22 protein-coding genes are annotated in these 16711 nt (G+C 65.1%); 6 read left to right on the top strand and 16 right to left on the bottom strand.

The features are described from left to right. Window positions 1-2: 2 nt before the first annotated feature. The 3 genes from ML401_RS23275 to ML401_RS23265 form a co-directional block, all read right to left on the bottom strand. The gene (locus ML401_RS23275) at window positions 3-1124 is read right to left on the bottom strand and encodes a helix-turn-helix transcriptional regulator (protein WP_285807045.1); all 1122 of its coding nucleotides are present in this window, start codon (window positions 1122-1124) and stop codon (window positions 3-5) included. Between the two features lie 388 nt (window positions 1125-1512). After that, the gene (locus ML401_RS23270) at window positions 1513-1686 is read right to left on the bottom strand and encodes a hypothetical protein (RefSeq protein WP_018321873.1); all 174 of its coding nucleotides are present in this window, start codon (window positions 1684-1686) and stop codon (window positions 1513-1515) included. Window positions 1687-1996: 310 nt separating this feature from the next. Next, window positions 1997-2470 carry a hypothetical protein gene (locus tag ML401_RS23265; protein ID WP_285807044.1) on the bottom strand — a complete coding sequence of 158 codons (474 nt, stop codon included), beginning with the start codon at window positions 2468-2470 and terminating at the stop codon, window positions 1997-1999. Window positions 2471-2681: 211 nt separating this feature from the next. On the opposite strand from ML401_RS23265, the gene ML401_RS23260 reads away from it, so the two are divergent. After that, on the top strand, window positions 2682-4337 hold the full coding sequence (locus ML401_RS23260) for a fumarate hydratase (protein ID WP_211418890.1): 1656 nt from the start codon (window positions 2682-2684) through the stop codon (window positions 4335-4337). Between the two features lie 123 nt (window positions 4338-4460). Here ML401_RS23260 and ML401_RS23255 read toward each other — a convergent pair whose 3' ends face one another. The 6 genes from ML401_RS23255 to ML401_RS23230 all read right to left on the bottom strand — a co-directional run bounded on the left by ML401_RS23255 (window position 4461) and on the right by ML401_RS23230 (window position 8753). Then, window positions 4461-5381: an SH3 domain-containing protein gene (locus tag ML401_RS23255; protein WP_285807042.1), complete on the bottom strand. Its 921-nt coding sequence runs from the start codon at window positions 5379-5381 to the stop codon at window positions 4461-4463. A gap of 19 nt (window positions 5382-5400) precedes the next feature. Next, window positions 5401-5697 (bottom strand): hypothetical protein, encoded by a 297-nt coding sequence (locus ML401_RS23250; protein ID WP_194403213.1) that lies wholly within the window; start codon window positions 5695-5697, stop codon window positions 5401-5403. Between the two features lie 105 nt (window positions 5698-5802). Further along, window positions 5803-6357: an inner membrane-spanning protein YciB gene (locus ML401_RS23245; protein ID WP_285807041.1), complete on the bottom strand. Its 555-nt coding sequence runs from the start codon at window positions 6355-6357 to the stop codon at window positions 5803-5805. Between the two features lie 12 nt (window positions 6358-6369). Continuing rightward, on the bottom strand, window positions 6370-6945 hold the full coding sequence (locus ML401_RS23240; protein ID WP_285807040.1) for a hypothetical protein: 576 nt from the start codon (window positions 6943-6945) through the stop codon (window positions 6370-6372). A gap of 75 nt (window positions 6946-7020) precedes the next feature. Then, window positions 7021-7284 (bottom strand): hypothetical protein, encoded by a 264-nt coding sequence (locus ML401_RS23235; protein ID WP_285807039.1) that lies wholly within the window; start codon window positions 7282-7284, stop codon window positions 7021-7023. Window positions 7285-7355: 71 nt separating this feature from the next. Beyond that, entirely contained in the window at window positions 7356-8753 is a 1398-nt protein-coding gene (locus ML401_RS23230) for a carotenoid oxygenase family protein (RefSeq protein ID WP_285807038.1), read from the bottom strand. Window positions 8754-8858: 105 nt separating this feature from the next. Between ML401_RS23230 and ML401_RS23225 the strand changes: the two genes are divergently transcribed. Further along, complete coding sequence (locus ML401_RS23225; protein WP_285807037.1) at window positions 8859-9590, top strand: TetR/AcrR family transcriptional regulator; 732 nt, start codon at window positions 8859-8861, stop codon at window positions 9588-9590. Window positions 9591-9638: 48 nt separating this feature from the next. Further along, window positions 9639-10274, top strand: coding sequence for a DUF6321 domain-containing protein (locus ML401_RS23220; RefSeq protein ID WP_285807035.1), 636 nt, complete (start codon window positions 9639-9641; stop codon window positions 10272-10274). Here ML401_RS23220 and ML401_RS23215 read toward each other — a convergent pair. Further along, window positions 10271-10876 (bottom strand): hypothetical protein, encoded by a 606-nt coding sequence (locus ML401_RS23215; protein WP_259215064.1) that lies wholly within the window; start codon window positions 10874-10876, stop codon window positions 10271-10273. The two genes, ML401_RS23220 and ML401_RS23215, sit on opposite strands and share 4 nt — an antisense overlap. A gap of 163 nt (window positions 10877-11039) precedes the next feature. Here ML401_RS23215 and ML401_RS23210 point away from each other — a divergent pair, with 163 nt between their 5' ends. Further along, the gene (locus ML401_RS23210) at window positions 11040-11621 is read left to right on the top strand and encodes an SET domain-containing protein (RefSeq protein WP_212068242.1); all 582 of its coding nucleotides are present in this window, start codon (window positions 11040-11042) and stop codon (window positions 11619-11621) included. 93 nt (window positions 11622-11714) lie between these two features. Here the strand turns inward: ML401_RS23210 and ML401_RS23205 are convergent, their stop codons facing one another. The 5 genes from ML401_RS23205 to ML401_RS23185 form a co-directional block, all read right to left on the bottom strand. Beyond that, on the bottom strand, window positions 11715-12113 hold the full coding sequence (locus ML401_RS23205) for a hypothetical protein (RefSeq protein WP_259214084.1): 399 nt from the start codon (window positions 12111-12113) through the stop codon (window positions 11715-11717). 33 nt (window positions 12114-12146) lie between these two features. After that, a complete protein-coding gene (locus ML401_RS23200) occupies window positions 12147-12377 on the bottom strand; it encodes a hypothetical protein (RefSeq protein ID WP_259214082.1) in 231 nt (76 codons plus the stop codon). 138 nt (window positions 12378-12515) lie between these two features. Further along, window positions 12516-13595, bottom strand: coding sequence for a YeeE/YedE family protein (locus tag ML401_RS23195; RefSeq protein ID WP_285807034.1), 1080 nt, complete (start codon window positions 13593-13595; stop codon window positions 12516-12518). A 71-nt stretch (window positions 13596-13666) separates the two neighbouring features. Then, window positions 13667-14017, bottom strand: a complete 351-nt coding sequence (locus ML401_RS23190) for a metalloregulator ArsR/SmtB family transcription factor (protein ID WP_024337386.1) — start codon at window positions 14015-14017, stop codon at window positions 13667-13669. 37 nt (window positions 14018-14054) lie between these two features. Continuing rightward, complete coding sequence (locus ML401_RS23185; RefSeq protein WP_285807032.1) at window positions 14055-14426, bottom strand: thioredoxin; 372 nt, start codon at window positions 14424-14426, stop codon at window positions 14055-14057. Window positions 14427-14528: 102 nt separating this feature from the next. Between ML401_RS23185 and ML401_RS23180 the strand changes: the two genes are divergently transcribed. Beyond that, entirely contained in the window at window positions 14529-15260 is a 732-nt protein-coding gene (locus tag ML401_RS23180; RefSeq protein WP_285807031.1) for a cytochrome c biogenesis CcdA family protein, read from the top strand. Between the two features lie 2 nt (window positions 15261-15262). Here ML401_RS23180 and ML401_RS23175 read toward each other — a convergent pair whose 3' ends face one another. Then, window positions 15263-15964: a hypothetical protein gene (locus ML401_RS23175; RefSeq protein WP_285807030.1), complete on the bottom strand. Its 702-nt coding sequence runs from the start codon at window positions 15962-15964 to the stop codon at window positions 15263-15265. Between the two features lie 41 nt (window positions 15965-16005). On the opposite strand from ML401_RS23175, the gene ML401_RS23170 reads away from it, so the two are divergent. After that, the gene (locus ML401_RS23170) at window positions 16006-16626 is read left to right on the top strand and encodes a thioredoxin family protein (protein WP_285807029.1); all 621 of its coding nucleotides are present in this window, start codon (window positions 16006-16008) and stop codon (window positions 16624-16626) included. The last annotated feature ends 85 nt before the right edge of the window (window positions 16627-16711 follow it).

Genomic DNA, 16711 nt, shown 5'->3' with positions numbered 1-16711 from the left:
TGTCAGACCTTGATCGGCGGTGTAAAGGCCGCGATGAGCCGAACCAGATCCGCCTGCCGTTTGGTTCCGGTCTTGACGAAGATCCGTGCAAGATGGGTCTTGATGGTCGTTTCGGCGATGCCCATGCTCCTGGCCACGTCCGGCACCCCGCCGATCTCGACAATGGCCAGGAAGACCCGCAGTTCGGTCGGCGTCAGCTTGAACAGCTTGCGGATGAGGTCGGGCGCGACGATCGTATCGAGTGCTGCCTTGCTGACGAACAGCACGGCGCAGGCATCGTAGCTGGCGCCGAATCTTTGCCGGCGGCCGGCGGTCAGCGGCAGGAGATGTCCGACATAATGCGAGCCGTCGCGGGCGGTCATATGCAGCGAGATGCTCGCGCTCGTTATCGCCCGGTCTCCGACCACCGTGCCCGCCAGCGCCTGCCGCAGCACGCGATCGACATTCATGTCGTTTGTCACCAGCCGGCCACGAACCGACCGAAGGATTTCGCCCTCGCCCAGGAAGTCGCGCGCGCTCGCATTGGCGTGCGTGATATGCCCCTCTGCATCGAGCAGCAGCACGGCGGTTCGCAGGGCGTCGAGGGTGCTGACCGAATTCGTCTCCTGCTCATTCTGCTGCTGCAGCTTCTGCCTGACCAGCATGGCTCGCTGCACGTGCGGCGTGAGGTGGGAGATCACCTGGTACATCCTGCGATCGACAGGACCACCGGCCTTCATGATCGAGAGGCGGGATATTCCCTCGGCCGATTTGTCGAGCAGGATATTGGCGGCGTCTTCGAGGCCCTGCGGCCGCGTCCATTCGTTGTAGAACATGGTGGTCCGGAATTCGTCGACGTCGATCCAGTCCCTGATGGTCTGGATCTGGCCGACCGGTGCGTGGAGCACGCCGCGCGACGGATCGAATGGCTCGTAGGTCCCGATGTAGGACTGAATATAGGCGGGGTCGACGCCGACGGCATGCGAGATCGCGGCCTCGCCGGCAGCTCCGATCCGGACCAGCCCGCCGCTCTGGCCGCCCGCCAGGTCGACAATACCTGCAAGTGTCGTGGACCATCGCGAATCGTCAAGCGCTGCATCGTAGATGTCCGCCACTAGCGACAGCAGCTTTTCATTCAGTTCCATTGGCTTGTCCCACAGACGCTTGCCCACCAGACGTTGGGATGGACTCGATCGGCCTCGCAGATGAGCACGCCGAATGCGGAAACTTGATGAGCCGGATCACACTTGAAGGCGTGCGCCGATTCGAAAGGCGGCGGTTTGCGAGCCCATCGTGCGCCAAGGGAAGGTCGCCGCGGCGGGGAGTATCCAGGGCAAGTGCAACTCTCGCGCGAACGCGAGCAGCCGCGCCGCCGTGGCGGCGAAGACCGTGTTCGGGCAGTTGCAGTTGCGATCATGCGCAGGTCCCGGGCTGGCCGCGCACGATATTGATTCCGCTATCCGGCAAAGATGCGGCTGGATGCGAAACAGGTCTGATCGATCGGACCGGGCGATCCGCCCGCGGGGGGATCGATCAGGCGAGCTGATCGATCCGCGTGCCCTGACCCGGCGGCAGCGGCGCGGGCGGCTGCGGCTTGTAGGTCGGGTCGGCGTCCTTGGTCTTGGTCTGGTCGTCCTGCTGCTTGGTCGTGTCGTAGCTCGGAACCACGATCGCGATCGGCGGCGGTGCTACGGTAGAAACCTTCATCCGCAAATCCTCACACATGGAAACAATTGAACCTGCGCCGTGAGGAGCGAAAATTCCTTCAAGCCAATCGTTAAAATGCGAGGCAATTGGTGCGGGGGAGGGCCGTGTTTGCGTCGCATCCGCGCGGTGCCAAACCCACACGACGAGCCTCTCCCCGTCATTGCGAGGAGCTCTTGCGACGAAGCAATCCAGTGTCCGTCGGCGGAGAGATTTCTGGATTGCTTCGCTACGCTCGCAATGACGGAGTGTATGGCGAGCGGCGCCGCGATGCGTGCGCCGCCAGCATGCGGAACGAGCGGCCGTGCCCCTTCTATTCGTCCTTGCCGCGCGTGATCGCGATCGACGCGTCCGACTTGGTGCGCGTGCATTCCATGTTGAGGCGCCGGTAGCGCATGGTGACCTTGTCGCCGCGGAGCAGGCCCATCCGCTTCAGGCAGCGTGTCGCGCCCGTCGTGGTGTCGTCCTTGGTCACGGTGAAGACGATCGCGGCCATCGACCCCACCAGCGTATAGAACTCGGGCTTCGGCTTGCGATCGCCCTTGGCGTAGAGCTCGATCGAATATTTGTCGCCGCGGCAGCCGACGGACAGCTCTTTGGCAGCCGGATGCGTGAGATAGACGACGTTGGCGGCCCGGAAATTCACCTTCAGGCGGTCGACCTGGTTCGCCAGCTCCTTGGCGCTGTCGTCGCAGCGATCGGCGCGCGCGGGCGAGGTGAGGGTCACAAGGCCGGTGATGGCGGCGGCGAGGAGGATCGCGCCGCGGACGTTCAAGTTCAATGTCATGATGAAAAGCCCCTTAGGGCGCGCATTCAAGCGTCGGCGGCCGCGAAGCGCAAGAGTGGGATCTGGGCTTTCCACGTGCTGCGCCAATGCTTTCCCGAGCCCTGGCCGCCCTGTCTCATGCACACCAGTCCCTTCCTTTTCCGTCCAAAATGGGCTTAGAACGCTTCTACGCGAGGGCCTGCGCGTGGCCCCAAACCCCCTGGATTCGCCCATGAACGCTCCCACCGCCTTTCCCGACCAGTCCAAGCCCGTCCCGCCCTACAAGCACACCCCGCTGTTTCCGCTGGGCAAGGACGAGACGCCCTACAAGAAGATCACGACCGAGGGCGTCCGGGTCGAGAAGGTCCTGGGCAAGGACATGCTGGTGGTATCGCGCGAGGCGCTGCGGGCGCTGTCGGAGGCGGCCTTCGGCGACATCAACCATTACCTGCGGCCCGGCCATCTGAAGCAGCTCCGCGCCATCCTGGAGGACGGCGAGGCGAGCCCCAACGACAAGTTCGTCGCGCTGGACTTCTTGAAGAACGCCAATATCGCGGCCGGCGGCGTGCTGCCGATGTGCCAGGACACCGGCACCGCGATCATCATGGGCAAGAAGGGCTGCAACGTCATCACCGACGGTGACGACGAGGCGGCGCTGTCGGAAGGTGCGCGTGATGCGTACCTCCGCCGCAATCTGCGCTACTCGCAGGTCGCGCCGCTCTCGATGTATGAGGAGAAGAACACCGCCAACAACATGCCTGCGCAGTGCGAGATCTACGCCGAGGGCGATGATGCCTACAAGTTCATGTTCATGGCGAAGGGCGGCGGCTCCGCCAACAAGAGCTTCCTGTTCCAGGCCACGCCCTCGGTGCTGACCAAGGATCGGCTGCTCGCGTTCCTGAAGGAGAAGATCCTGACGCTGGGCACCGCGGCGTGCCCGCCCTATCACCTCGCGATCGTGATCGGCGGCACCTCGGCCGAGCTCTGCATGAAGACGGTGAAGCTCGCTTCCGCTCGCTATCTCGATGCGCTCCCGACCCACGGCTCGCCCGACGGCAACGCCTTCCGCGACGTCGAGATGGAGCAGGAGATCCATAAGATGACGCAGTCGCTCGGCGTCGGTGCGCAGTTCGGCGGCAAGTATTTCTGCCACGACGTGCGCGTGATCCGCATGCCGCGCCATGGCGCATCGCTTCCCATCGGGCTTGGCGTGTCCTGCTCGGCCGACCGCCAGGTGCTCGGCAAGATCACCAGGGACGGCGTCTATCTCGAAGAGCTCGAGCATAACCCAGCGCAATATCTGCCTGAGGTCGAGCAGTCGCTCGGCGGCGAGGTCGTCAAGATCGACCTCAACCAGCCGATGAAGGACATCCTGGCGACGTTCTCGAAGCACCCGATCAAGACGCGCGTCTCGATGACCGGCACCATGATCGTCGCGCGCGATAGCGCGCACGCCAAGCTGCGCGAGCGGCTGGAGAAGGGCGAGCCGCTGCCGGATTACTTCAAGAACCATCCGGTCTACTACGCCGGCCCCGCCAAGACGCCCGAGGGCTACGCCTCCGGTGCGTTCGGTCCGACCACCGCAGGCCGCATGGATTCCTTCGTCGACCAGTTCCAGGCCGCGGGCGGCTCGATGGTGATGGTCGCCAAGGGCAACCGCGCGCCCGCCGTGCGCGAGGCCTGCAAGAAATATGGCGGCTTCTATCTCGGCTCGATCGGCGGCGCCGCGGCGAACCTCGCTGAGCACTGCATCAAAAAGGTCGAGGTGCTCGAATATCCCGAGCTCGGCATGGAAGCGATCTGGCGCATCGAGGTCGTCGACTTCCCGGCGTTCATCATCATCGACGACAAGGGCAACGACTTCTTCAAGGAGTTGAATCTGGGCTGAGGTGACCTTCCCCGGACGCTGCGTAGCATGGAATGATGCGCTGCTGATCCGGGGTCCACGTGGCGGCATGGGTCCCGGCTCTGCGACGCGCTGCATCGCGTCCGGGACACGAGATTTACCCGCTCAGCTGCAGTTCGTGACCTGGTTGGAGCACAGCGCGCGCCACCAGCCGCGCACGCCGTCGTGGCTCTCGACGAGGCCCCAATATCCGCTGCAGGCGAAGAGGCGCTTCGGCCCGCCGTCACCGTCGATCGGGCCGCCGAGCTCGCGCTGGGCCGGCATCCATTTGGCGTCGACGAAGGGCGCCTGAAACAGGCCGCCGGCGCGCGTGCCGCCATTGGCGTAGTTCGCGCCGACCTTGTTGGACGCGACCCAGCCGCGACCGGCATAGGGCTTTGGTGCGCTGCGCGGATATCGCTTCTCGTCCTCGTAGTCCTTGCCCGGAGGCTTGGCACCTTCGATCAGGAACCAGCCGCTCTTGAAACCGATGATGCGGAATTCGGTGAGCCAGCCGCCGTCGGGCGTGTTCTCGGCGCCGCCGAGCTTCAGCATATAAGGCGGCGGCAACGTGCCGAGCACGCGCGCTTGCACCGATGGCTCGGCACGCACATTGAGGCCGCTCGCATCCTTGTCGATGGACCAGGCGCCGAGACTGCAGGGCTCGGTGCCCTCGGGCAGTGTTGAGCGCTTTGCGGCGAGATCGGCATGCAGCTTGGCGAAATCGGTGTCGTCGTCGTCAGGGGCCGGCTCGGCGCGCGGCTTCAATTCGGCCGAGACCGCGCGCGTCGCATCTGGGGTCAGCGTGACGACGAGGGCCTGACGCGCGGCGAACACGCTGGCCGGTGTCTTTGGATCGTTCGATGTCGCGGGATAGACGGCGAGGTAACCGGTTGCACCTTCAGTACGATAGGCGTGGCCTGCGACGTAGCCCGCCGGCACCAGGGCGAGCGCGCTTGCGCGCCACGCCGGTTCGGTGTCGTCCGCACGCGCCGCTTGCGTCACGACGCACAGGATCGTTGCCGCGACGAAACGGAGCGCACGCATGGTCATTCAACGCGATGCGTTAGGCGCGGGCGCCCGTGAACGGGAAGCTGCCCATCGGGCCGATGCCCATCTCGCCGTTGATGCTGTCGCCGGAGACGGTGCCGGTGAATTCGAGCGTGAGCGGCATGGGCTTGTCGATCGAGACCTTCCAGGAGACGTTGTCGCCAGAGACGGTGCCGTCGAAAATCTCGGTGGTATTACCTTCCGCACCCTGCGTGCCCGTGAGTGTGCCGCCCGCCGCCTTCAGGCTCAGCGTCGCCTGGCGCTCGCCCATCGGCGTCGTCATGGTCAGATTCCAGTTGCCGTCTACGGCCATTCCCGTCTCCCGAACAAATCCCGGCGGACCGCGACGATCCGCGGCCAGTCCCGAGCGAGCCTATAGCCCAACTCGCAGTTCCTGCCTAACCCTTGAATAGGGCATTTAGGCGCGGGCGGCAGCCCGCCGGCGGCTGGTGACGACGAGCCGGAGCACAACGTACTGCACGGCAAAGGCGAGGATCTTGGCGCCGCCCGCGACCACCGTGAGGTAGAACGCCCACAGCTTCAGATCGCCGGTGGAGGCGACCACGATCATGCCGGCGCCGATCACGAACATCAGCACCGCCCAGGCATAGCCCGCGGCCGTCACATATTCCGGAACGGTCTCGACGACCAGCGGCGGCATGTAGCGCAGCATCCAGCCGCGCTTGAGCATGATCGCGCCGATCGCGAAATGCGCGATCGAGGGCTTTGCCATCATGAAGCGAGGATCGTTGGTCAGCAGCGTGATCGTGCCGAGGCCAACGACGAGCGCGAGGCTCGCATAGGTCATGTAATTGAGTTGCTGCCCTTTGATGCGGGCGTGGATCACCTGCGCGACCGCGCCGGCGATCGCCACCGAGGTTGCCAGGATGACGTTGTCGGTGACGAGATAGATGACCAGGAAGAGGATGGCGGAGAAGAGGTCGGAGGCGAGGCGGGCGAATACGTCCTTCATCGTCAATCCTGTTCAGCGGGCGTTGGGCAATGCGCGGGCGGGCGTACCGTACTTGATCTGGCGATACTCGGGATACCACTGTGTGAAGTAGATCGCGCTGTTGCGGGCGGCGAAGGCGACGGCAAGGCTGGACCAGAGCGGCAGGCCGGGGACGTAGAGCAGCACCAGATTGGCGGCCGCCATCAACAGCGCCGCCGCCGTCCAGGCGCCGGTGATGACGTAATTGGCATAGAGAAAGCCGGGCATCGCCGCGGTCTCGGCCGGCACCGCTTCCAGCGCATATTGCAGCGTGAAGGGGCGGCGCATCAGCATCGAGCCGAGCGAGATGATGAAGATGCCGATATCAACCGACAGCTTGACGCCGAGCGTGCCGAACTGCGGATCGAGCAGTGCGAGATAGAGCCCGATGGCGGCGAATACGACCGCCGACCCTGCGGCCAGGGTCTTCACCGAGCGGCCGCGTGCCACATCGATCGCGACGGTGGTGAGGCAGATCGCGGAGGCCGCGAACACGCTCACCGTGGCCGAGGTCACCAGCATCAGGAACGTGTAGGCGCCGTAGGGCGCGAGAATCAGGAAAATCGCCATGGCCACCTCGGTAAGGCCGATCTTTACGATGTAAAGATAAATAATTCAGGCGCGGCGCGGGGTCAAGCAAAATCTTTACAGTGTCAAAATGACGTAGGCAATGTGCAAAAGCTGAAACGTTGCAACGACTTGGTCGAATGCCTCGTTAGCCAATTCCGCCCAGGGCAGTCCCGACAGAAGAGGCAGCGCGCAGATGATCGCGAGGCCGAGGGCGAGCAGGATGCCGCCGTTGAAAATGACCTGGCCGCTCCGCCGCAGATGGGCCACCTCGAGTGCTAGCGCGGCGCAGATCAGGGCGAGGATGGCGAGGAAGTCTGCGGTGATTGAGGGCATCTGCATAGGACCTCTTCGTGACACGACCGTGCTGTGGCTCCGGGCGCGCCAAATGGCGCGCCGCGGCATGACGGGCGTTACTGCGCGCCCACCCAATTGCCGTGAAACCCGTCGGGCACGCGATGGCCGAGCTGCACCAGCGCGACGGGGCCCGCTTCGACATCGGTGGCGTTGAACACCGCGAGGTCGCTGCGGTTCTCGCGCGCGCGCCAGACCACCGCGAGCAGCCAGCCATCGCCCTCGCTCGCATCCTTCGAGCGCTCGACGAACACAGGCTCGGAGATGGTGTCGCCGGCGGGCAGCAGATAATGGCCGAGCCGCCTGCCGTTGCCGTCGACATGGACGACGCCGGCGAGCGCGCCGAACATCGGCAGTTTCGGATTGGCGCAGGCGTACCAGCCGTGACGGTTCTTCAGCCCGGCGCGGCGGTCGTCGATGCGCGGGAATTCGCCGGTGAGATCGTCGAGGTAGGTCTGCTGGAAGCGATCGGTATTGCCCGAGAGGTCGAAGGTCCAGCGGCAGTGCCGGGCGCGCGACTTCTCCGGATCGGTCGGCCGTCCATCGGGATGCGGAAACAGCGGCGCTTCCTCGAACTGCATGACGTCCGCGACGATTCGGTTGTCGTCCTCCCACGCATTCATGACGTGGAAGACGTAGCAGGCTTCACCGCGGAACCAGACGATGTCCTTGGCCGTGCCGTTGCGCTTCATCACCCCGACATAGGCGCCCTTGTCCGGCTCCCAGGCGTAGGGCGGCCGTCCGCTCATGGCGCGCTCCATGCTGCCGGTGATCGGCAGGATCGGAAACAGCAAATGATTCGCGGTGACGATGAAGTCGTGCACCATGCTGGCATAGGGCGCCTCGAAGCGTTCGAAGCGCGTCGCCTTGCCGGAGGCGTCGATCGAGCCGTAGGAGAGGGCGGGCGTCAACGGACCCGCGGCGTTGTAGCCGAAGAACACGAGCTCGCCGGTGACGGGGTCGATCTTCGGATGCGCGGTGAAGCTGCCGGCGACGCGGCCCTGATAATTGTGATAGCCGCGCGTCGCCAGCGTGCCCGGCTCGATCTCGGTCGGCAGATGCGCCTCTTCCAGCGCCAGCAGCTTGCCGGCATGGAAGACGATGTTGGTGTTGGCGACGCCGCCGTCGGTGAGATCCGCCGGGGCATCGGGCAGCTTGCGGCCGAAGCCGCCGAACAAAGCGCGGCCGGCATCGTGCTCGGCAAGCCATTTCGGCGTTCGGACCCAGCGGTTGCGGTAGCTGGCGCGGCCGTTCTCGAGATGGAAGGCGTGCAACATGCCGTCGCCCACGAACCAATGCGCGCCCGGCGAAGAGAACTGCGGATTGGGACCGTTGCGATAGAGCACCCCGTTCAGATCGCGCGGCAATTCGCCGATGACCGGCAGGAATGGCGCGTCCGCTTCGAACGGGATCGGCGCGATATTGTTGCGGCGCTCGGCGATGGCGTCGTGCTGCACGGCATATCCTCCCTATCTTTACATCGTAAAGATCAGATAGCGCCACTTGCCATTCCGGTCAAGTGAAATCTTTACACTGTCAATATTGCGTCATATAGCTTGTAAATGACGAAGACCGACACCAAGAGCGAAACCGCGCGAAGCTCGCGCGCCCCCAGACGAACGACGTCGACCGCGGCATCGCGCACCTCGCGCCGCACGGCGAGCGCGAAGGCCGAGACGCCGTATCATCACGGCGCCCTGCGCGATGCGCTGCTCCAGGCCGCCGAACGGGTGCTGGAACGCGACGGGCTCGCGGGCCTCACATTGCGTGCGGTGGCACGCGAGGCGGGCGTTTCGCACGCCGCGCCCACCCATCATTTCGGCGATCTCACTGGCCTGCTCAGCGAACTTGCGGCCGTCGGTTTCCGTCAGTTCAATGCCGCGATGGCCTCGTCCTCTGACGCTGCCGGCACGCCGCTCGAACGCGCCCTGGCGCGGCCGAAAGCCTATGTCGCCTATGCGCAGGCTCATCCCGGGATGTACGGCATCATGTTTCGCACCGAGCGGCTTGATTATTCCAGACCCTCGCTGCACGAGGCGGCTGAAGCCTCGTTTGCCGGCCTGGCGAATGCCATCGGCGCGATGCGGCAGGAGCAGATCAGCGAGGATGCGCTGACGCTGAACCAGGGCGCCGCGATCGCGCGCGCCTGGTCGATGGTGCACGGCTTCACCACGCTGCTGCTCGATGGGCGCCTCAAGGATATCCTGGAGCGGCTGCCCGAGGGAACGACGGCCGAACGCCTGCTCGAGGCGATGCTGACCGCGCCTATCGCCGCGAAGCCGCTCGGCTCCTGATCATCAGGAGCGAGCGCAACTCTTGCGGTGGTCAGGCGTTGACGCCGCATGGCAAAATCGACGCGCGCTCCCTGGAAACGCTCAAATCCCCGCAAGCGGGCCGGCAAGGCCTCCAAGCATCTCAGTCCCGCGCAGAAATCAGCGGCGAAAGCCGGCGCCCGCCGCGCCGGCCGCCGCTATCCCAACCTCGTGGACAACATGCGCATGGCAAGAAAGAAGAAGTCCTCCAAGAAGAAGAGCTCCAAGAAAACGTCAAAGTCGAAGGCATCAAAGGCAAAGTCGACGACATCCGCGAAGAAGACCCGCAAGCGCAACGCGAAGAAGGCCAAGTCCCGGAAGCGCCGCGCATCCGCGCGCGAAAAGGATCCGCGCGGCGGTCTGACCGCAGCGGGCCGCAAGGCGTTCGCCCGCAAGCAGGGCGCTCATTTGCGGCCGGGTGTCACCAAGCCAGAATCAGAGATGACGCCGCAGGAGATGCGACGCAAAGGCAGCTGGGCCGTTCGCTTCTATGGCCGCGCGAAACTGCCGCCGTTGGTCGATGGGAAGGGGCAGCCGACCCGGCACGCGCTGTCGGCCCATGCCTGGGGCGAGCCGGTTCCGAAGACGGTGGCGGCGGCACGGCGCATTGCCGCGAAGGGCGAGCGGCTGCTGGCGCGCTATCGGCGCGCCAAGGCGAGAGCCTAGCGCATCGTCGCAAGCTCGACCGCGCGGCCGCGCGTGCCGATGATCTTCACCTCGTCCTTGCCGCAAGTGAAGCTGCGGGCGAAATCGTCCGCGGCCTTGCGCGCCAGCTCGTTGGCGGTGGGATTGGCGATCGCATCGACATAGGCGACGTGGCAGACCGGGCCCGGCGGCAGCCGGGTCACGACCAGCATGGCCTTGGTGTTGGGCCGCCCCTGCTTGTCGGGATCCGTGTTGTCGGCGATGTGCCAGCGCTGGATGATCGCAAACGGCTTTGCGCCCATTGCGCGCCACTCGATCGTGGTCTCCGACGAATTGAACGGGGCGAACCAGACCTTGGCGGCAGGTTCCTCGGCCGCTTGCTTGCGATTGCGGCCGACCGAGACGATTTCGCGGAGATCGTCCTCGGCAATCAGCACCAGGAAGCCGTTCTTGCCCGGACAGAGGCGCGTCGTGCTGCCGTCGAGCTCGCTGGGCTTGCCGATCTGCCGGCAATCCTTCGGCGCGGTCGAGGTGTACGTGCTGCCCACCGATTGGGCGTCGGCGCTGCTCAGGCCGATGCAAATCATCAGGGCAGCGAGGCCAAGGCGGGTGATGTGCTTCATCATGGGGTCTTGATGATACGGGAACTCCGTACCGTCTGACGTCTTCATTGTGGGCAAGGTTCAAACAGGCCTGGGATATACCTGACAGCGGCGCGGAATCGTTCTAGAAGAGCGGCTTCGCCTGAGGCATCGTGCCTCGTTCGCGTCCTCATTTCTCTTGATCATGCCAGCCATCGCTTCCAGCAAATCCTATCGCGTCGGCCGTTCCAAAACCGGGCTCGGCCTCTTCGCCACCAAGCCAATCAAGAAGGGTACCCGGATCATCCGCTATTTCGGACCGATCCTGGATTCGCGGATTCCCGAGCAGGACGACATCGAGAACAAATACCTGTTCGAGCTCAACGGCCGCTGGACCATCGACGGCTCGGTGCGCAAGAATCTCGCCCGCTACATCAATCATTCCTGCCGGCCCAACGCCGAGTCCGACGTCAGGCCGCGCGAGCGCAAGGTGTTCATCCGCGCCATCAGGAACATCGAGCCCGGCGACGAGATCAACTACGATTACGGCACCGACTATTTCAAAGCCTATCTGAAGCCGATCGGCTGCAAATGCGAGTCCTGCGAGAAGAAGCGCAAGAAGCTGCGCGCCGAGGCACGGGCGGAAGCCGCCAAGGTGAAGGCGCGCAAGGCGAAGAAAGTGGTGGCGAAGAACGTGCTCGCGAAGGCTTCGAAGAGCAAGGCCGCCAAAAAGAAGAAGCTCAACGGTCATGCCGTTGTGAAGGCGAACGGTCGCGCGCGGGCCTAGCCTCTGCTCTCGTGCCCCGGACGCAGCGCAGCGCCTCTTGGCGACGCGCCGCAACGCCGAAAGCGTTGCAGCGCGTCCGGGACACGAGAGGCCTCACGCCGCCGCTACGCGCTCGCTCCTGCGCAGTCCCACATATTGCAGCTCTGCGAACACGCCGGTCGCGATCGCCTGCGCGACGACCATGAGTTCGCCGGCGAGATTCGGCGACACCGCGCCTGAGAGCAGCAGGGCGATGCTGCCGACGGTCCAGGCCGCATTGCCGACCACGACCAGCAGTACCAGCGCCTTCGCCACCGAGGCGCGCGAGGCCAGCCAGCCGACCAGCGCGGCGTAGACAATCAGGAACAGGCCGGTCTCGCGCAGCAGCGCTTCCGGCAGATTGAACAGAGCTGCGAACGCGCCCGCGCCGAAGCTGAAGCCGAGCGCGGCAACGCCGCTGAAGATGCTATCTGCGAGCAGGGCGCGGCGCAGGAAGGTGGAAGCGTCGATCATCGTAGGTCTCCTTGCTTGGGGGCTGGGGGGCACTCAGCGCCATCCGCGCCAGCGGGCGCGGAGCAGGCGGGCGAGGCGGAACGGACAGAGGCTCTTGCCGACGCCGTGCTCGAAGGCGATGACCTGTGCGACCACGTAATCGCCGGTCGAATGCACCAGCGGCTCGGGCATGTTGAGGCTGCGCGCCAGCATGCGGGTCGCGAACGTCACGGCCCAGGGAACAAGGTGGTCGGCGAGGATCCGGTAGAGCAGCAGCGCGATCATGGTCATCTCCTGTTGCAACAGAAGATGCGCCGGGCCGGTGGCCAATTCGATTACCTCAGGGGTAAGGCAGATCGCTATTCAGGACAGTTTTGGGATGTTCAACGCGGCTTGCGATTCGCGAGGATCGCGGCGTTTTGGCTACGTCGAGGCGCCGAACAGCCTGCGCAGCGCCGGCCACCACTCGCCGGTCATCGTGAACTCGAGCCCGAGCCGGGCTCCGCAGGCGATCGCCAGCAGGGTGATCGGCGCCGAGACGGCGAGCGTCGAGAACGCCGTCAATCCCTGGCCGATCGTGCACCCCATCGACATGACGCCCCCGATGCCCATCAGCAGCGCCCCGGTCATGTGACGCTTCAGTTCGCGCGCGTCGTCGCAGGCCTCCCAACGGAAGCCGCGCGCGAGCATCGCTGCGGCGAACGAGCCGGCAACGACGCCGGCGACGGAGCCGATGCCGAAATTCAGCCGCGCCCCGGAGAAGGTCGCGATGTAGAGGATGCTGTCGCCGAGCGGTGCGACGAAACTGAGCGACGAGACGCGGGCGGGATCGAATTCGTCATCGGCGAGCCATCCGGTCGCGAACCAGCCGAATGCGACCGCGCAGCCGACGGCAAGGCCGGAGGCCAGCAGCCGAGGCGATCGGACCAGCCTGCCGTCGGCAAGCGCCCAGAAGGCAAGCGCCGCGGCGATCGACACGACGAGGAGCGCGCGGGCCGCGCCTCCCGCGCCCAGCAGCGAGGTCAGCGTCTGGTTATTGCCCTCGGAGAGCCGGAGAGACAACGGTTCGATCAGCGTCATGCGCAACATGCCCGTGATCCCGCGCATGGTCGCGAGCGCCGAGAGGCCGAGCACGAGAAAGACCACGATGGCCCTGAGGTCTCCGCCGCCGACACGGACCAACGTGCCGAAGCCGCAGGTGCCGACCAGCGCCATGCCGATGCCGAACGTCAGCCCGCCCAGAATCGCACCGCCAAGTCCGATCGACGGCGTCAGGTAGATCGACCGCGACAGGTCGATGATGCCGAACTCGGCGAGCGCCTGGGTCGCGAGCAGCGCCACGGCCGCAGCCAGCGCAAAGGATTTCAGCCGGCGCAGATCCGCTCCGAAGAACGCATCCTCGAGCATCGCCAGTGTGCAAAATCGTCCCGCGCGACCCGCGACACCGAGCATGGCGCCGGCCGCAAGCCCGCATGCGAACGCTATGGTCGAGGGGTTCAGCATTCCTCCCGGGGATGTTCATTCTTCCTTCCGGCAGTTTGCGCCGGAGGGTTGTGGAAATCCAGAGCGGACAATTACCTGCGCCGCCGGCGCACCGGCTCGCAGAACACGTCGTAGACGGCGGTCAGGATCTTGCGGACGTCCTCGTTGGCGAGGCTGTAGTAGATGGTCTTGCCGTCGCGGCGCGTGGTGACCAGACGGTCGAGCCTCAGCCGCGCGAGCTGCTGGGATACCGTGGATTGCCGCTCGCCGAGGAATTGCTCGAGCTCAGTCACCGACTTCTCGCCCTCGGCGAGGATGCAAAGCAGCAGCAAGCGGGATTCATGCGACAGCGCCTTGAGCATGTCGCTGGCCTCGCGCGCCTTCTCGATCATCTGCTCGAGTTCGGCGGAGCCTTCAATCTCCTTCAGCTTCGGCAACGGCATCGCGTCAAGTTCCTCTCACCAAAATCCGCAAGACCAATCACGACCTCTCGGGTTCCGAACCCGCATTTGACAGGATTCGGTCCAAGAGGCCGAAGAAGAAGGCATCCCCCGGATAGCCGCGAATGCGTCCGATCTCGCGGCCCTCTTGTACCACGACGAAAGTCGGCGTGAAGGCACCCGGATCGATTCCGGCGAGATCGGCGGGAAGGGGGCCGTTCAGGTCGACCCGGCGCAGCGGTGCGGTCCGGCTTTCCCAGGTCTTGCCGTAGATCGGCGCGATCTCGGCGTTGAAGCGCGCGCACCAGGCGCAACCGGCCCGTTCGAACATGACGAGCTCGGCGGCGCGCGAGGCGGTCGCCGGCAGCGCCAGTCCGAAGGCGAGGGCGAGCAAAACGATGGTTCTTGTCATGCTGCGTGACCGGTCTTCTGGATTGCCTGACGGGCTTGCATTGCAAACGTGCCTGGCGCTTTATATCATTAAATTCGTATATGTGCTAGGGATGGGGCGGAAATGACCTTGGACGTCACGCTGGGTGCGGCCTTCGTCGCGGGCCTGTTGTCGTTTCTGTCGCCCTGCATCCTGCCGCTGGTCCCGCCCTTCCTGTGCTACATGGCCGGCGTCTCCGTCACGGATATGTCCGGCGACAGGCCGGATCTGCGGCCCCGCATCCTGGTCTCCGCGCTGTCCTTCGTGGCGGGTTTTTCGCTGGTCTTCGTCGCGCTCGGCTCGACCGCCTCGATCGCGGGGCGCTTCGTCTCCGCGCATCTGTCGACGCTCGGCATCGTCGCGGGCGGGCTGATCATCGTCATGGGCCTGCATTTTATCGGGCTGCTCAGGATTCCGCTGCTATATCGCAGCGCGACCGTTCAGGTCGACAACCGTCCGGCCGGCGTGGCGGGGGCCTTCGTCATGGGCCTGGCATTTGCGTTCGGCTGGACGCCCTGCGCGGGCCCTATCCTCGCCGCGGTGTTGCTGATGGCGGGCTCGGAGGACACGACCGGGCGAGGGGCGCTGCTGCTGCTCGCCTATTCGGTCGGGACCGGCATTCCCTTCCTGATCGCAGCGGCCTTCACCGGCCGCTTCATCACAGCGCTGGGCCGCATGCGCCGGCATCTCGGCCTGATCGAGAAGACGATGGGCGTCTTCCTGGTTGCGACCGGCTTGATGTTCCTGACCGGGTTGATGCCTGCGGTCTCGGAATGGCTGCTCGAGCATTTCCCTGCTTTGACCAGCATCGGCTGAGGCTAGCCGTAGCGGAAGTCGAGCAACTGGGCGAAGGACTGCAGCTCGATGAGGTAGCGATGCACGAGGGGGCCGTCGCCGGCCTTCGCGGCATGGGCGATCTCGCCGCTGCTGGCGATGGCGCCATCGATCAGGCGGCGGAATTCGCCCTGAGCGGCGATCTCGCCATTTGCCTGTTCGTTGCAGCGTTGAAGCCGATCGCGGAACGCGCTTGCGTCCGCGACCGTCTCCTCGGCGTTCGCTGGCGCCGGCTGCTCGCCGAATCTGACGGCTGCGACCCGCAACCTCTCCATGGCGGGCGCGATCTCGAAGATGCAATCGCCGAGATCGTAGAGGCCAGCATCTTGCCTCAGTGCGTGGAGAGCCTGTCGAAGCGCCAGCAGCTCGCGGCCGGCGGCGACATTGTCGCCGCGGTCCAGCGCGCCCGTGATCGCCGTGAGCCGGTCGCGCCCCCGCGCGAGAAATCCCGCCAATTCGGCTGGCAGGGAGCTGTCTTGCGCGAACCGCCTCCACCGGGTGACGGCCTCGTCCGTCTCGATCTGCGCCAGCGCGACGTTGCCGGTGCGCGCATAGCTCGCGGCCGTGCGAAGATTGGCCATGACCGGCGCCATCGCCGATGCAAATTCGGCACGCTTGCCGGTCTCCGCGCCGAGCGCAAGCGTGTTCGAGGCCAGCCACGCCAGCAGCACGATGGTGCAACGCAAGATCGGAACTCCTTGTCACATTCGTGTATTCGAATATCATAATGAAAATGAGCATTGCGCAAGATATTCCGACGCACCATGCCCCGCTATCGCTTCTGCCGACGCGGCGCGGCCTCCTTGCACTCGCTGTGGGCACGGCCTTCGCCGGCCGCCGCGCTGCGGCCGCAGAGCCCACGGTCGGAGAAGACGGGCTCTATCACGAGCCCTGGTTCTTGCAGAGCTTCCTCGATCTGCGCGAGAACCTGGAGAGCGCGGCGGCGGGCGGCAAGCGCCTCGCCATCATGTGGGAGCTGCGCGGCTGCCCCTATTGCCGCGAGACACATCTGGTGAACTTCGCCGATGCCGGCATCGCGAGCTATATCCGTGACAATTTCGAGGTGTTGCAGCTCAATTTGATCGGCTCGCGCAAGGTGACCGATTTCGACCGCGAGGAATTGGCCGAAAAGGATCTCGCCCGCAAATACGGCATCAGGTTCACGCCGACCTTTCAGTTCTTTCCGCCGTCCGCCGACGGCCTCGACGTGAAGGACGCGATGGCGCGCGAGGTGGCGCGGGCCCCCGGTTATCTCAAGCCGCCGCACTTCCTGGCGATGTTCCGCTTCGTGCGCGAGCGTGCTTATGAGCGCGGCTCATTCCGTGATTTCCTGGCCGCGAACGGCTGAGCGCAGACGTCTTTCGAATTTCGCTTGACGCCGCGCCGATCACATGAACATATCATAATAACTGAATTTGATGGACCGTGAGTCC

Origin of the sequence: Bradyrhizobium sp. 62B, assembly GCF_030272265.2 — a bacterium.
Taxonomy (GTDB): Bacteria; Pseudomonadota; Alphaproteobacteria; order Rhizobiales; family Xanthobacteraceae; genus Bradyrhizobium.
The sequence above is the reverse complement of the archived record's forward strand: the minus strand, read 5'-3'. Positions and strand labels throughout refer to the sequence as shown.